Here is a 14,764-nt window from a genome sequence, read left to right on the forward strand (position 1 = left end):
AGGGGCACCTGGATGGCCACCCGGCACAGCGACCTCACGGACGAGCAGATGTACGCCGGGCTCGCCATGACGGTCTTCGGCACGACCGAGGAAGAACTCCACGAGGCACTGCGCGGCCAGGCGCTCATCGATGAGGCACGCGCGCACCAGGTACTCATCGAGCTCGCGACCTACCTGATGTCCCGTCACGGCATCCAGTCCGACTGGTCTGGAGGGGAGCTCGTCGTCGGCGCCTCGATCAAGATCACCGCAGAGGTCGACGGCCAGCAGGTCATCCTGCTTATGGACGGCCAGCGTCTCTCCACCACGGGCGACCCCGACTGGCTCACGGACACCACCGCCCGCATCATCGCCCGCCGCCGCGCGCGCCCTGGCCGGACGCCCGGGACCGCAGCATGACCCGGCCTCCGGCGATGCTCGCCGTCTCCCAGGCCGCCGGCCTCGCCGCGGCCGCGATGCGGGGCGCGTTGGAGAGCGCGGCGATGCTGCCCGGCACCATCGACAATCTGGCAAGTCGGCTGGAACTGACGCTGGAAGGTCTGGCCGGTGCGCAGGGCCGCACGGTGCTACGCCCGGAGACCGCTCAGATACTGGCGCTCGCAGCAGCCCGGAGGGTCCTGCGACAGCACAAGCTGCCGCCCGGCTTGTCGCGCACGGTCGCCACCGGATTCGAGCGGGGCCTGTGCACGCTCGCCGAAGCGGCGGTCCGCCCGCCTCGGCGTGCCCGTCGCCTGCGCATGAACACGCGCCGCCGAAGGAGGGCACGCCGATGCGGCTGAGCCCCTACGGCGGCGCCCTGGCCACGCGCCCCACCGTGCTGCCGCTACGCACCCTCGACTCCACACGCGCGTTGAGGACCGCGGTCCACCAGGCAGCGAGGGCCCACCAGCTCTCGCCCGAAGCGACGATGCGGCTGGTGACGGCGACGGAGGAGATCGCGGTCAACGCCCTCCGGCACGGCACGCCACCGGTCACCGCGACCGTCAGGGTCGAGCCGCGCACGCTCCGCACCTCGGTCCACGACCACGGGACCGAGCCGTGGCAGGAGGGCTTCGGGCTCACGTCGGTACGGCGGCTGGCCGACGAGGTCACCGTCTCCTGCCGCTACGGCACCACCGTCAGCCTGGCGGTCTACCTGCATGCGCCGCCGTCCCCTTTGACCTACCCGGAAGGTGGAACACGACGTACGGGCACGTTCCAGGACGGAGTGCAGCTCGCCCAGCTCCAGCTGCGCTACCCGCGGTGGCGGACAGCGCGGAACCCGGCAGGAGCATGGACCGCCACACAGCGGGACCAGCCCACCCACGTTGTCTCCTGCGCGACGTGGGGGGAGTTGGAGACCGCTCTGGAAGCGGACGCCGTCTCCACCCGACACCGCGCCACAGACACCTGCTGCACAGTCCAGGCCGCGCAGTCCTACCTGGCCGGGGGCCCGCCGTGCTGCCACGCGGCCGACGGTCGGCCCACGGCGGCGAGGACACCATGAGAGACCGGCACTGGCGTGAGGCCGTCGACGGCGATGTCGCCGAGGCTCGGAAAGCACTCGTGGTACTTCGTGGCACCGCGGCTGCGGCAGGCACCGACATGAGCGAGGTCCTGGCGTACGACCGTGCCGACTGGCCGCCCGGCACAGCCGACGCCTACGACGCCTACCAAGCCGCCCGGCAACGCCTCACTGCGGCGTTGGCGCGGGCCGACGGCACAGACCCCGAACGCCTGTCACCCGGCGAAACCGCAGCGTATCTCTTGACCGCCCTTGCGTTGGCGCCCTAACACCCGGAGGACCGACCGTTGTTCACCACCACCGAACCTTTCCCTCTGAGGCCGTCGGAAAGGCCGCCTTCCGACCCCGCCCCGGCCCAGTCGCCCGCCCGTCCGTGGCTGCTGCGGTTCGCGCGGACCTGCGACGGGTCTGCGGCCGCGCCGCTGCCGCCCGCGGTCTACGACCCCATCCAGCAGATCTCGGTCGGCCTGCTCGACCCGGGCCTGCTGCCGTACATGCAGACCAACAAGGCCACCGTGCAGGATGGCGACCCCAACAACCCGCCCCCGCTCGACGAAGGAGCCAAAGACTGATGGCTGTGCTCGTCATCGCCGACCAGGGCGACTGGCCGACCGACCGGGTCGTGAAGACCCTCACCGACCGCGGTGTCGAGGTGTTCCGCCTCGACACCGCAGAGTTCCCCACCGCGCTGACCGTCGGGGCCCGCCTCGACCAGGCCCCCACCTGGACCGGGACGCTCACGAACGGCCACCGGTCCCTCCAGTGGGAGGACGTGACCGCCGTCTACTACCGCACGCCCCGCGCGTTCGTGTGGCCGGAGGCCATGACCGAGCCGGAGCGGCGGTTCGCCGCGGCGCAGGCCCGGTACGGGCTGGGCGGCCTCATCACCTCCCTGGACTGCCACTGGGTGTCGCACCCCGCGGCGATGTCGGCCGCCGAGTACAAGCCGCGCCAGCTCACGGTCGCCGCCCGGTCGGGCCTGCGCGTCCCGCCGACCCTGCTGACCACCCGGCCGGACGAGGTCCGGCAGTTCGCCCGCGAGCACGGGCCCGTCGTGGCCAAACCGGTCGCGTCCCCGATGCTGTGGGAGGGCGACGACCTCAAGGTCACCTACACCAAGCTCATCCAACCCTCCGACCTGGCCGACCTCACCGGGATCGACAGCACCGTCCACCTGTTCCAGCAGTGGGTCCTCAAGCGGCACGAGGTGAGGCTGACGGTCGTGGGACGGCGGCTGTTCGCCGCCGAGATCCACGCCCACAGCGACGCCGCCTACATCGACTGGCGATCGGACTACCCGTCCCTGTCCTACACGACGGCGACCGTGCCCGACCCCGTCGCCCAGGGCGTGCGCCGCTACATGGACACGATGGAGCTCACCTACGGCGCGTTCGACTTCATCGTCGACCTGCACGACCGGTGGTGGTTTCTCGAGTGCAACCCGTGCGGCCAGTGGGACTGGATCGCCGCAGCCACCGGCCAGCCCATCGCCGACGCCATCGCCGACGAACTCCAGGGAGCCACCCGATGACCCAGACCTTCCGCGACTCCCTCGTCGCGCAACTCCGCGACAGCGGCGCCCTGCGGACCGCCCCGTGGGAGGACGCGTTCGCCGCGGTGCCACGCGAGGTGTTCGTGCGCCACTGCTACCGGCAGGACACCGACCGCCAAGGGATCGCGGTGTGGCGGCCCTGCTCCACCACCGAGTGGATCAATCTGGTCTACAGCGACCAGACCCTCGTGACCCGCCTCGACCCGGCAACCGCCGACCTGACCGCGGACGGCGGCTGGACCGGCGTGGCGACCTCCTCCTCCACCCAACCATCCATCATGGCGAAGATGTTGGAAGCACTCGACGTCCAGGACGGCCACCGCGTCCTGGAGATCGGCACCGGCACCGGCTACACCACCGCCCTGCTCTGCGCACGGCTCGGCCACGACAAGGTCACCTCGATTGACATCGACCCCGAAACCGTCACCGCCGCCCGCGCCGCGCTCGCGACGCTCGGCATGTACCCGGACCTCGCAGTCGGCGACGGCCGTCTCGGCTGGCCGACCGAACGTGCATTCGACCGGCTCATCGCCACGTGCTCGATCTCGCGTCTGCCCGACCAGTGGAGACGCCAGGTCCGGCAGGGCGGCGTGATCCTCGCCGACCTCGCCACCGGCCTCGAAGGCGGCCTCATCGCCTGGACGATCAGGGCCGACGGCGGCGCCGACGGCTGGTTCACCGCCGCGACCGGCCGGTTCATGCCCGCCCGCGCCTCTGCGGACAGCTATCCCGCGGCCCCCCGCGTCTCCTGGGCCCCGCAGAACGGTGAGCGGCACACCAAGGTCAGCGGCGGGGACGTCCGCCGCTACTACCCGTTCCGGCTCCTCCTCGCCCTGCTCCACCCGGACCTGGAACTCGCCTACTGGATGGGCGACGACGGCGTACCCCACCTCCAGCTCCAGACCACCGCCGGAGCGTGGGCCCGCGCTCCTCTTCCAGAAGGGGAGGTTGTCTCCTGGGGAGGCCCTGACTGCCTGTGGGACCAGGTAGAGACCGCCTGGGAGTGGTGGACCCAGACAGACCGGCCCGACCACACCGCGTTCGGGGTCACCGTGTCCCCCACCGGTGAGCACCGCGCCACCTGGCGGATCAGTGACCGCCACGGCCACATCGACAAAGGACACGCCACGTGACCACCCGTCACCACACCCGCGACTGCGACACGGTCTGCCTCGTCCCCGCGGTCGGGGCGAGCTTGGCCTCAGCGCTCATCCGCCATGGCCTCACCACGCTCGGCGCCGTCGCGGACCTAGCCGTCGGGCACGGCACGGACCTGACCTCCGTGCACGGCATCGGCACCGACAACGCCACCCGCATCACCCGCGAGCTGGTCGCCATGGGCCTGCTCCGCTCCGGACAGGTCCCCGAACCTGTCGCGGCCGAACTCGCCAGCATGAGGAGGCAGCTCGACACGATGCAGGCGCTGCTAAAGGAGCTGGTCGCCGCGCACCGGAAGGAGTAGCCCCGCTCACGGCGGGCTGAGCCGCAATCAGATTGTGCCCAGTTCCGGCAACACGTCATACCTATCTCCGCAAAGCTCAAGACCGTAAAGATACTGAGTGCTTGCGTTACCTCCTGTAGTCGGTATGTAGCGAACCCGGCTACAGGACCACGCAGACCGGGAACATACTCGACCCCGCACCCGCAGGGATGCTCCCCCCATGACCCTGATCTCCGACATCGCCGCCGCTCGACCCTGCGCGCGCGGGGATGCTTCCGGTTTGTGCATGGGCCTTGGTGTCGGCACCGGCTCGGCCCCGTATGCGTGGGGATGCTCCTGGGACCACCTTTGACCAGCTTGTTCAGAGGGCTCGGCCTCGCGTATGCGGGGATGTGTTTTGGGTTCGCGGGGTGACGGTGAGGGTGAGGGAACGGTGCTGTGCTCGGGGATGTTCTGGGTGGTGTCGGTGGCGGGATCTTGGAGTTGGTGTTGTGCTGTCTTTCGGGGCGGCGGTCGCGACGTTCGTGGTTGTCAGAATGGGCGGTCCGGGGTTCGGCGGCGGGCTGAGAGGATGAGGCCGTCGTAGTCGACGGGATGCCAGCGGTCTTTCCCTGCGGTGCGGACGGACCAGCCCTGCTCGTTCGCGGCGGGTTCGACGAGGATGGCCTGGCCGTCGCCTATCCGCGTCGCGAGGAGTTCCCACAGGCGGTCTCGGACACGGCGGCTCGGGTCACCGACGAAGACGCCGGCGTTGACCTCGACCATCCAGCGTGTGAGATGGCCGCGGAGCCCGTCGGGTGCGGCGATGAGGACAATGACGGTCATTGGGCGTCGAACTCTGGACCGATGATGGAGACACGGTTTTCGCCCAGGCCCGGGGGAACAAGGTCCGCACCGAGGCTGATCGCTATATCGGTTTCGTCCGCCCAGTTGACGCCGCCGGCGACCGTGCCGAGACGCTCGTCCCACAACTCGTTGCCATCAGCCTCGGAGTACTCGACGCCTTCCGGCTCAAGAAGTGTCTTGATGTCGGTGACGATGCGGTCGAGGAGGCGGGTTTCGGCGATGCGGTCGCGCAGGCCGACGCGGGCGTCCCTCTCCTCGGTCAGGCCCTGCGCGGCGAGATCGAAAGCCAGCGGAATGGTGAACTCGGCCTTGTACAGGTCGGCGATGTCGAGGACGAACGAGATCGCCGAGCCGGTGTGGACGAAGCCGAGTCCCGGGCTGGCCCCGATGCCGACGACAACGGCGTGACATATCCCGTACAGCGCCGCGTTGGCGGCGGACAGGAGCCGGTTGAGGTCGTCCCCCGCGGCGAACGCATCCCCGGCACGGTACTCGCGTCCGTTCCATGGGACGGAGGTGCGCTTGGCGTGCTCCCGGTAGAGCTTGCGGATACGGGCTCCCTCACGGCCGCGGAGCTGCTGCATCGTGGCCGTCGAAACGTCCTCTCCGGGAAAACGCATCCCGTACATGGCCCTGGCCACGGCGAGCCGTTCCTTGGGGCGGGTGACGAGCCATGCCTGACGATGCAGCAAACCCGCGCCTCGCGACGGGCCAAGACCGGAGGCGTACATGCGGACGCCCTGTTCTCCTACCCGGCACACCGCGGTGCCGGAGTCGGCGAGGAGGTTGATCGCGCCGTGCGTCACCCGTGTGCCGGGGCCGACGAGCATCACCGCGATCAGCGCGGCCGGGATACGGACGGTTTCGCGTTTGTTGATGACGACGACGGCGTTCTCGTCGCGGTCGATGTGGCTGCGTTCGACGTAGACGCTGGAGACGCGGTCGGTGACGCGGTGCAGATCGTGTGGATGCGCCTTCCACCAGATGTCGGCCACGAGACGTCACCGGCTTCCGGGAAGGGGAGCGAGTGTGAGGAGGCCGCAGCCATATGCCTTGGCCGGGCCGATGCCGTCGAGCAGGGATTGGGTGAACCGTGCGGTGTCAGTGACGCGGAGACGGCCCTCGAAGGTCGCGGTTCGGATGACGATCGGCTGCCGCAGACCGGGTTTGGTGAAGGACCTGTGGTCACGCCCGATCAGCCTGACTTCTGGTGCCGGAGTGGAATCAGGCTCGGCGATGTCTGGAATAGGCGGATCGGTGCGGGCGGGTGGTATGTCGAACCCGCACCGGCCCGTCCTGGCAAGGAGCCAACCGAGTTGGGCTTGTGCGGTGCGGTGCGGAATCCGAAAACCCCGGGCGAGTTCGCCTTTCAGCCGTTCCTCCTGGCTGGGGGTCGCCTTCTGCGGACGCTTGGTGTTCTGCACCGGGCTCGCGGTAAGCCGGAAAGCGAACTCCCTGCCGACGGCCACGCGGTCGAGCAACGGCAGGTAGTCGCGGATCGCGGCGTGCTCGCCTTCGGCGTCCGGCCACCCGGCGCTTTCGACGAGATGCTTCCAGTCCGGCCGGGAGCGGGTCAGCACGAACAGGACGGGCCGGTGCGGATTGTCGGCGTCGAGGCGCCACAGGATGCGTTCGGTGTCGGGGGTCGCGGGGATTCCGGCGCAGACCGCCGCGTGCATGACGCGCGGGCTGGCGAGCATCTTCCGGCTTTCGGCGCGCAGGGGGTTGATCCGGATACGGGAGAGGTAGGTCATGGTCGTCACCAGCCCAGCAGGGCGAACGGGTCGTGCCCCTCGCTGTCCGAGGGCTCGACTGGGTCGTGGAAGCCCGTCGGGATGGTCCGCCACAGATGCGTCACCCGGCGGGTGCCGTATCGACGGGACATGGGGTCGAACGACAGTGGATCGTCCGCGCGGACGTCGTCGCCGTCGGCGGTCTCCACGGTGATCGGCCGGTCGACGTGCGGTAGGCGCTGGTGGCGGCGCTCGAACTCCCTCTTCACGGCTTCTCCCGCCTGCCAGACCTCATGCGCCAGCACGTCGACGAGCGTGCCGCTCCGAAGGCCCAGGAGGATCGGCTGGGTGGGGGCGCACGAACGACGCCCGAGGAACAAGGGGAAGGCCGGCCGGACGATGGCGTCAGCGAGAGCGGCCAGCACCGGGGACGGGCCGGCGACTCCGACCAGGAACACGGCGTCCTGAAGGTAGAAGCGCTCGGTGATGTGGGTGTACTTGGCGGGAGACGTCGGCTTTTGGACGCCCTTGGCCGACACCCCGGACTGGGGGAGAGGCCGTCCCCGGTAGTCGCTCACCGTGTGGTAGTCGCGGAGAAGCGTGCCCTCCTGGTCGACGCGCACACCGACGCGGAGCCCGAGCAGGTCACCGAGGGGCTCGTCTCTCCGACGTCCGGCGGCTGCGGCGAGGAGTCCGACGACCCCGGACTTCGTGGGTTCCGGGCGGGTCTCACGCCGGTTGAACCGGCTGCCGTCCCCCCAGGACTGGAGCGGGCCCGCCAGCCTGAGGAGGAGCACCGACTCTTGGGAGGCCGACCTCTCTGTCGTCACTGCTGTTTCCATGCGGCGCCCAGTCGCTCCGTCAGGGCGGCCCGCAGTTCGGCGAAGGTCCGATTGTCTCCGAACGCCTCATCGAGGGTCGGCTCGATGAACGAGTGGGAAACCGCGCGGAAGTCGGGCACGTCGCCCCACTGCTTCACGGCGACGGCGTACTCCGTCGCGAGAGCCCTGGCGGACGCGACGGCGATGCCCTGGCCGTTGCGTATCGGGTTCTCGAAGGCCGAGACGAGGTTCACCGGCTGGTCGTCGCGGACGACGACCGCGACGAGGCTCGGCCTGGTCCGGTGCGCGAAGGAGTTGATATGCCCGGTCGGCATCGACAACGCGAACGCCTGCGCGAACAGGTCTACCGCTTCGATCGCGGCGTCGACGTCGCCGAGGTTCGTGACGAGCTGGTGTATGCCGACGCTCGCGTACCGGTAAAGGGTGGCGGAGTTGAAGCCGACGTTTCCGATCATCCCGGCGCCGGTCTCGTCGGCCTCGTTCTCGTCGTCCACCGCGGTGTAGTAGTCGGACTCCAGGTCCACGGCGTGGGTGGAGAGCGCGTGCGCGACCTGGACGGCCGCGTCGACATTGAGTGCCGGAATGTCGGCGACCATTCGGCCGAACAGCGCCGTCCCGAAAGTGTGACCCGTCTTGAGCTCGTCGGCGACCGCCAAGCCCTTGACGGTTTCCTTGAGGCCCGAGTCGTCGAGTTCGGCGAGGGTCTTGGCCTGGTCGGCGACGAGATCGGTGATGCCGTCGAGCTGCCGGTTGCCGAAGAAGAGCAGGTACGCGGTATCACCCGGCTTCTTGCCCGGCTTGATGCCGAGCGGTTCGAGCAGGGCGTTGGCGATCCGCAGCGACTGCTCCTCACCGATCTTTGTCTTCTTTTCGATGCGGTCGGCGAGTTTACCCGCGATCCTCTTGGTCCTGGTGGTCTGGTCTGGTTCAGGTAGCCGCTCGTCAAAGGCTTTTCGGGTCGCGCGCTTCCACGCCTGCGAGGAGACGCGAGAGCGGCGAACGCCGCCGAACCGTGCTTCCTTCGGGTTGCCGTTGTCATCCCGGTTGAGATTCGCGGGGGGAACCGTCTGCAGGATGTGGAAGTCGATGTACTGACGTTGTGACATCGTCGTCTCCGGTGTCAGGGGGTGAAGGGTCAGGATGTTGTGGCCGCGTCGCCGTCGGGCTGCTTCGTCCACGCCTGGTAGTCCACGGCCAACTGCCGTCGTGCCCGACGACGGGAGTCCTCGTGGTGCCAGTCGCGGACGAGGCGGCGCAGCGCGTCGTAGTCCATGGGCTGATCGATGGTGCGGAGGAGATCGACCAGGCCGCGCAGGCTGATCAGCAGCGCCTCCGGGCTCGTCGTCGTCGCTGCGGCGTTGACCTTGCGGTCGACCGCGTCCTCGCTGAACTTGCCGTGCTGCCGGAGTCGGAGCAACGCGATCCCCGGCCGGACGCCAGGCCGGTGCATCGAGCGCTGCTTCGACTGCTGGTGGAGCCCGTAGAGGGAGAGCGCCGCGTGCTCGGCCTGCTGGTCCACCGACACCCAGCCGTGCTTCGCCTGCTCGTCGTCGACGGGCGACCGGTAGAGCGGCCAGAGCCGCGGAACCTCCCCGAAGCCCCGACCCAGCCCGGCACGCATGGCCGCCAGGTCCTCCCCGGGAGGAGGCCCGGAGAACAAGCCCGTTTTCGACCACTCGCCTTCGGCGTCGATGCGGTTCCAGTAGTAGAGCGTCACGTGTACTCCTCGTCGCCTGTCCCGTCATCCGGCGGACGGTTGTCCCGATACGTGGGAAGGATCGCGCCGAGCCGACGCCTGAACTGCGCTTCCGCGTTGCCGATTCCGAAGGCCCGGCCCTTATCCCCCTCGGACCTACCTGCGAAAACGCTTTCAGGCAGCGTCGCGAACTCCATGTCGGCGACTTTCCTTGCCACCTGATAGGCGCGGCTCTCCCAGGCGAGGACGATCTTGTCGAGGCGGTCCACGTCATGCGACCGCAGGTTGCGCAGGACGAGCCGGACCACGGGATCGAGGAGATGGAGAACCCTCTCGCCCGGCCGTTGTCCCTTGTCCCAGGGAATCGGATCGAGGCCGGAAGCGCGGCGCAGGTCGGCCGAAAGGTAGTTGACCGCGCGTGCGAGCTGTTCGGCTTGGGAGGCCATCAACTGGAGTTCCGCAAAAAGCGCCGCATCTGCCTGGAGCGCGGCGAGGGGCAGCGGAATCGAGTCGTGGTAGACGTTCTCGATGACGGCGGACTGGTTCCCGTAAGTGATACCGAACGCCTCCACCCGGAGGGGATAGTCCTCGGGAAGACAGCCTTCCTCACGCAGTTCCGCCGCCTGCTTCAGGAGTTCACTGGTCTCGACCGTCCGGGAATCCGAAGCGGCCAGTTCAAGCGCCAGAAGCGCGTCCATGCCACGCCAGATCGCCTTGCCCGGTTGATGACGGAGCGGTTTGCGGTCGGACAGCTTGGCCTTTCCGGGTGGTTTGTCATATTTCCATGCCGTGTGCGGCTCCCACTCGGGCAGCCGTTGCAGCCGGTCTCCCGCAGCGACGACCACTCGGCGCACTCGCAGACCGTCCGGCGTCTCCTCGGGGAACAAATGGACCCGGCGCGACTGCCATGTCCAAAGATCGAGCAGCCCTCTCTCTGGCCGGATCTCCCACTGCGGACCGCTCTGCGGGCGTCGCCACTGGGGTTCGCCCCGGAACCCGTTGTGCTTGATCGGCAGGTTGAGGAGGAGCGTCTCGTAGAGGGTGCGGCCCACAGGGACGACGACGCCGAGCTGTCCGAGCGGCCCGGTCGGATTCCCCGTCGTCTTCCCGGCCTTCGCCTTGGCGTCCCCTCTGGCGCCCGTCTTGATGGCGGCGGTGTCCCAGCAATGGAGATGGAGAAGCCAGCGGACGGCCTCCGCCAGCGTCAACGCGGGCGGATCGGCCTCGGTGCGCACACCGTAGAGCGGGACATTGTTCCCGGTGAACTCCACGGCGACCATCAGCCCTGCGCCCTTGGTGTCCCCGCTCGACGCCTCAAGGTCGGCCACCTGCCCAAAAGGCTGGTCTCCGAGAAGGTCGAACCGCTCACAATGTTCTTCCAGATAGGCGAGAAGCCGGTCTTTCTCCTCGCCGGTGAAGCGGCCCGCCGTGAACCGCCGCTCCCACTCGGCGCGGCTCTCCGGCAGGCCGAGGGCATCGGCGACGATCGGAAGCAGGACCTGCCGCAACAACGCCGGAACCTGCGTAGGCAACTCCGTCACGATCTCCGTAAAGGTCTCCGCCCGCACCAATGCCTGGGCCACCCCGACCTCAACAAGGCCCCCGTCCACCGTCAGTAGGGGAATCCACCCCTCCGACGTCAGGTCGAACCCCCTCAACGAACCACCTCTGCCGCTCAAGTCACCCTGGTGCCGCGATCGTAGTAGGAGGCACCGACATTCTGCAGGCGAACAGGCGACTGGGCATACCTCGCACATCGGTATGCCCAGTCGATGCGTCAAGGCTTACGGCGGTCCGAGTCGAAGAACCGCATTACGCATCGCGAAGTCGCTGATGGCGATCTTCATAATTCTCCGAACGGGGTACTTGTTACAGGCCGGTTGGTTCCGCACTCTGCGGGGATGCTCCTTAAAGCGATGGGCGACCCAGAGTTGTGCTCGCTCGGTTCAGGGAGACGATCTGTGCCGCTCCTGGCGGAGGCCGAGGAGGTTGTCGTAGTGGACGGTGTGGTCGCCGATCTGGGCGGTGCCGTTCCGGAGTTCGAGGGCGGGGGAGTGGCGGAGCCATGGGTGGTCGAGCCAGGCGGTCAACGGCTTCAGGTGGGTTTCTGCGGCCTTGGCGAGTCGGGCCGGTAGCCGGATCGTTCCGCCGAGGACGTCGTCCAGAAGGTCGTGCGGGACCTCGCCGGTAGCGCTGATATGTCGGCCGTTCCAGGCGCGGTAGCCGCGGTCGTCGACGTGCACGATGACGGCCTCAACACCCTTCTCGCCGTCACGGACGACGGCCTGCACCGCGTCCGCGGAACCAGGACGCGAGCCCCAGTGCAGCCCCTCCAGAGTGGGGCGCTCGTGCTCGTGCGGGCGGACCAGGAGATAGACCTCCGCCTCCTTGGTCCTGCTCTCCTGCTCACCGAGCCAGTCCGCGCGGGCGGCATCCTCTTCGGACTTCCATCCTGGCGGAACTATGTCGCCGTCTCCGTAGGCGGCAGACACCAGGTCGGGGACGTCGCCGGGAACTCGAAGGCCCGTGTGGAGCGCCTTCTGGATGAGTGCGGCCGCGCGCAGGAGCGGATAGCGCCCGTAAACGGCCTTGCTCCCCGGATGCATCCACGGTGGCTGATCGGTGAGTTCGCCGCACCCGGTGACCACGACGACGGGTCGGCTGACCGGCTCCGGCCGGTGGACGTCCGCGTGCCGGTGCAGCCTCCCGACGCGCTGGAGGAGGAGGTCAACGGGGGCCAGGTCCGTCACCAGAAGGTCGGCGTCCACGTCGAACGACTGCTCCGCGATCTGGGTGGCGACGAGGATGAGCCGCGGGCGCGGTGCGGGAGACGGCCCCAGCCGGTTCAGGTACTCCGCTGCGCGGTCGGCCCGATGGGCGTCATGGAGTCGGCCGTGGAGCAGCCCGACCTCGGCCTCGCCGAAACGCTCGCGCAAGGCCAGGTACGTGTCCTGCGCCCGGTCGACGGTGTTGCGGATCACGAGGGCGCAGCCTCCCGCGGCGAGCCGCTCGGACAGGAGCTCGACGAGATCGGCGAACGAATCCGGCTCGTCGGTGCGCGACTCGGGCAGAAGCTCCACGCGGACGTCGAGATCCGGCCGCCACGACGGGCAGGCGTCCGTGAACATCCGTGCGACACCGTCGTCGGCCCACACGGCGGTGACCCGGGGATAGCCCGCCGGAACGGGAAGGTCGAAGGGCGGCGGGATCTCGCGGGACACCGCCCCGGCGAGGTACGCCTCCGTGAGGGCGGCGCGCTGGGCCGGGGCGAGCGTGGCCGACAGGAGCACGACCGGCACGTTCGCCTGCCCGAGCCAACGCAGGCACTCGAGCAGGAACTGGGACATGTAGACGTCGGCGGCGTGCACCTCGTCGAGCACCACGACCTTGCCCATCAGTCCGGCCAGTCGGAGCATCACGTGCTTCGATCTTGTCGCGGCGATGAGCAACTGGTCGATGGTGCCGACGACGATCGACGCGAGCAACCCGCGCTTGGCACCGAAGAACCATTCGGCGGGCGCCTTGCGCTCCGGAACGCCGTGGCCGTGCGGGACGCCGTAACAGTCATCCTCGTCAACAAGTCCGTAGGGGTCGTCCGGGGACTCCCCGGCCGAGTCCAGGAGCTTCTTCCACTCCTTGTTGAACCGGCGCTTTCCATGCAGGAGCGCCACCTGCGTCTCGGAGCCGGGGCGAACCTTCGCCGCCCACTCGCGCACCTGGGAGAAGATCGGATCGCATGTCGCCTGCGTCGGCATTCCCACAAAGAGACCGTCGGCGCCGAACCTCGCGGCGAGCACCTCCGCGGCGGCCAACGCGCCCTTGGTCTTCCCCTCGCCCATGGGGCCCTCGAAGATGAGCAGGCCGGGCCGTCCCATCCGCGTCGCCGCGTTGACGACCATCCGCTGAGACGCGCGCGGGCGGTTTCCGAATCGTTCTCGGAAGGCGTCAACGCCAGGTGTCCCCAGAGTTCCCCAGCCTCCGCGAAGCCCAAGTGCCTCCCACCCGTCGTGCGCCCTTTTCCGGGACGTCATGATGCCCACCGCGTCGAGGTCGTCGATCCCGACGAAGTGCCTTTCGTCGCTCGCGATCCAGTCGGCCATCACCATGAGCCCGCTCAGTTGCATCTGCTCTGCCCTGTTCGGAGTGGAGATCGGCTGTACCTCCGCCAGGCTTCGGTAGCCCAGTTCCCGGGTGAACGCCTCAAGAAGGGCACGCTGTGCGACGCGCCACTCGTCACCCTGACCGAACAGGTGACCCCGCGTCCGGGGACGCTCCTTCAACGTCGTCGACGACGGAAAGAGCCCGTGATGGCCCGCCACGATGGGCCAGACCCATGCGACGTGTTCCCGATCCCATCCGGCCTCGGGAAGGATCTGACGCAGCAGGTGAGCCCCCGCCACGTCATGCCGGTACCGCTCGTGCCGAAACTCCCGCCAGCCGAGCCCCGCGTCACGCACCGCCTGCGCGGCCGAGTCATCGATTCGTTGAAACGCGGGAGTCGCCTTCCCGCAGTCATGCACCCCGCACAGCCAGGCGAAGAATCTCCGCCCCTTCCCCGGCCCACCGGCGATAACGTCAAGCCGTTCCCGTGTCGAGGCCGCGAGGTACCGGTCCCACATGACCTCCGCCACCGCCGCCGTATCCAACAGATGACACAGCAGCAGATTGACCCGTCCCCCCGCCCTACCCGCCGACTTCCCGAACAACACCCCCAAGTACCGCCGCACAACCTCTCCCTCACTAGACACCCCGCCACCCCCAACCTAGAACCCCCCACCCACAAACCCCCGCCCACCGAATAAAATCCCCCCACCACCCCAAAGAAACCCCACGTCAACAAGCCTAGCCCCCGCACCCGCGGGGATGCTCCCAGGCCGGGCAGGCCGCCTGGAACGTCCTACGGCTAGCCCCCGCACCCGCGGGGATGCTCCCCGGGACACCGGGCAGGACGCCGCGTACTGGCTCTAGCCCCCGCACCCGCGGGGATGCTCCGACCACCACGTCTACGAACTTGGCGTACGTGCTCTAGCCCCCGCACCCGCGGGGATGCCCCCGCCCAGGGCGTCATGGGCGACACTGCCCAGGCCTAGCCCCCGCACCCGCGGGGATGCTCCCCATCGCCACCTCCTAACCCCGATGCGCCACCGCTA

The 14,764-nt window shown here is 68.8% G+C and carries 16 protein-coding genes and 1 pseudogene; 8 read left to right on the top strand and 9 right to left on the bottom strand.

All coding sequences use genetic code 11. The features are described from left to right. Positions 1 to 12 precede the first annotated feature (12 nt). From LO762_RS27135 to LO762_RS27170, 8 genes are read left to right on the top strand one after another with little or no spacing between them, the layout of a single operon-like run. Positions 13 to 399, top strand: a complete 387-nt coding sequence (locus LO762_RS27135; RefSeq protein WP_230618866.1) for a hypothetical protein — start codon at positions 13 to 15, stop codon at positions 397 to 399. Beyond that, the gene (locus tag LO762_RS27140) at positions 396 to 779 is read left to right on the top strand and encodes a hypothetical protein (RefSeq protein ID WP_230618867.1); all 384 of its coding nucleotides are present in this window, start codon (positions 396 to 398) and stop codon (positions 777 to 779) included. Before LO762_RS27135 ends, LO762_RS27140 begins: the two co-directional genes overlap by 4 nt. Beyond that, the gene (locus LO762_RS27145) at positions 770 to 1,486 is read left to right on the top strand and encodes an ATP-binding protein (protein WP_230618868.1); all 717 of its coding nucleotides are present in this window, start codon (positions 770 to 772) and stop codon (positions 1,484 to 1,486) included. The genes LO762_RS27140 and LO762_RS27145 overlap by 10 nt, the downstream gene beginning before the upstream one ends. Continuing rightward, positions 1,483 to 1,773, top strand: coding sequence for a hypothetical protein (locus LO762_RS27150; RefSeq protein WP_230618869.1), 291 nt, complete (start codon positions 1,483 to 1,485; stop codon positions 1,771 to 1,773). The genes LO762_RS27145 and LO762_RS27150 overlap by 4 nt, the downstream gene beginning before the upstream one ends. Before the next feature lie 18 nt (positions 1,774 to 1,791). Continuing rightward, positions 1,792 to 2,076, top strand: a complete 285-nt coding sequence (gene tgmA / locus LO762_RS27155; RefSeq protein WP_230618870.1) for a putative ATP-grasp-modified RiPP — start codon at positions 1,792 to 1,794, stop codon at positions 2,074 to 2,076. After that, positions 2,076 to 3,035 carry an ATP-grasp ribosomal peptide maturase gene (tgmB, locus tag LO762_RS27160; protein WP_230618871.1) on the top strand — a complete coding sequence of 320 codons (960 nt, stop codon included), beginning with the start codon at positions 2,076 to 2,078 and terminating at the stop codon, positions 3,033 to 3,035. Before tgmA ends, tgmB begins: the two co-directional genes overlap by 1 nt. Continuing rightward, positions 3,032 to 4,189 (top strand): methyltransferase domain-containing protein, encoded by a 1,158-nt coding sequence (locus tag LO762_RS27165; RefSeq protein ID WP_230618872.1) that lies wholly within the window; start codon positions 3,032 to 3,034, stop codon positions 4,187 to 4,189. The genes tgmB and LO762_RS27165 overlap by 4 nt, the downstream gene beginning before the upstream one ends. Next, a complete protein-coding gene (locus tag LO762_RS27170; RefSeq protein WP_230618873.1) occupies positions 4,186 to 4,518 on the top strand; it encodes a helix-hairpin-helix domain-containing protein in 333 nt (110 codons plus the stop codon). The genes LO762_RS27165 and LO762_RS27170 overlap by 4 nt, the downstream gene beginning before the upstream one ends. A gap of 510 nt (positions 4,519 to 5,028) precedes the next feature. On the opposite strand, the gene cas2e is transcribed toward LO762_RS27170, so the two are convergent. The 9 genes and pseudogenes from cas2e to LO762_RS33990 all read right to left on the bottom strand — a co-directional run. Then, entirely contained in the window at positions 5,029 to 5,322 is a 294-nt protein-coding gene (cas2e, locus tag LO762_RS27175) for a type I-E CRISPR-associated endoribonuclease Cas2e (protein WP_230618874.1), read from the bottom strand. Next, positions 5,319 to 6,338 (bottom strand): type I-E CRISPR-associated endonuclease Cas1e, encoded by a 1,020-nt coding sequence (gene cas1e, locus LO762_RS27180; RefSeq protein ID WP_230618875.1) that lies wholly within the window; start codon positions 6,336 to 6,338, stop codon positions 5,319 to 5,321. Before cas1e ends, cas2e begins: the two co-directional genes overlap by 4 nt. A 6-nt stretch (positions 6,339 to 6,344) precedes the next feature. Beyond that, positions 6,345 to 7,097, bottom strand: coding sequence for a type I-E CRISPR-associated protein Cas6/Cse3/CasE (gene cas6e, locus LO762_RS27185; RefSeq protein ID WP_230618876.1), 753 nt, complete (start codon positions 7,095 to 7,097; stop codon positions 6,345 to 6,347). 5 nt (positions 7,098 to 7,102) lie between these two features. Beyond that, positions 7,103 to 7,906: a type I-E CRISPR-associated protein Cas5/CasD gene (gene cas5e, locus LO762_RS27190; RefSeq protein WP_230618877.1), complete on the bottom strand. Its 804-nt coding sequence runs from the start codon at positions 7,904 to 7,906 to the stop codon at positions 7,103 to 7,105. Further along, complete coding sequence (gene cas7e, locus LO762_RS27195) at positions 7,903 to 9,024, bottom strand: type I-E CRISPR-associated protein Cas7/Cse4/CasC (protein ID WP_230618878.1); 1,122 nt, start codon at positions 9,022 to 9,024, stop codon at positions 7,903 to 7,905. The genes cas5e and cas7e overlap by 4 nt, the downstream gene beginning before the upstream one ends. Positions 9,025 to 9,053: 29 nt before the next feature. Next, a complete protein-coding gene (casB, locus tag LO762_RS27200) occupies positions 9,054 to 9,635 on the bottom strand; it encodes a type I-E CRISPR-associated protein Cse2/CasB (RefSeq protein WP_230618879.1) in 582 nt (193 codons plus the stop codon). Beyond that, on the bottom strand, positions 9,632 to 11,272 hold the full coding sequence (gene casA, locus LO762_RS27205) for a type I-E CRISPR-associated protein Cse1/CasA (protein ID WP_230618880.1): 1,641 nt from the start codon (positions 11,270 to 11,272) through the stop codon (positions 9,632 to 9,634). The genes casB and casA overlap by 4 nt, the downstream gene beginning before the upstream one ends. Before the next feature lie 288 nt (positions 11,273 to 11,560). After that, positions 11,561 to 13,513 carry a CRISPR-associated helicase Cas3' gene (gene cas3 / locus LO762_RS27210; RefSeq protein WP_230618881.1) on the bottom strand — a complete coding sequence of 651 codons (1,953 nt, stop codon included), beginning with the start codon at positions 13,511 to 13,513 and terminating at the stop codon, positions 11,561 to 11,563. A 177-nt stretch (positions 13,514 to 13,690) separates the two neighbouring features. Continuing rightward, positions 13,691 to 14,362: pseudogene (locus tag LO762_RS33990) on the bottom strand (CRISPR-associated endonuclease Cas3''); the annotation flags it as partial. Between the last annotated feature and the right edge of the window lie 402 nt (positions 14,363 to 14,764).

This window comes from Actinocorallia sp. API 0066, from assembly GCF_020991275.1.
In the GTDB taxonomy this organism is placed as follows: Bacteria; Actinomycetota; Actinomycetes; order Streptosporangiales; family Streptosporangiaceae; genus Actinocorallia.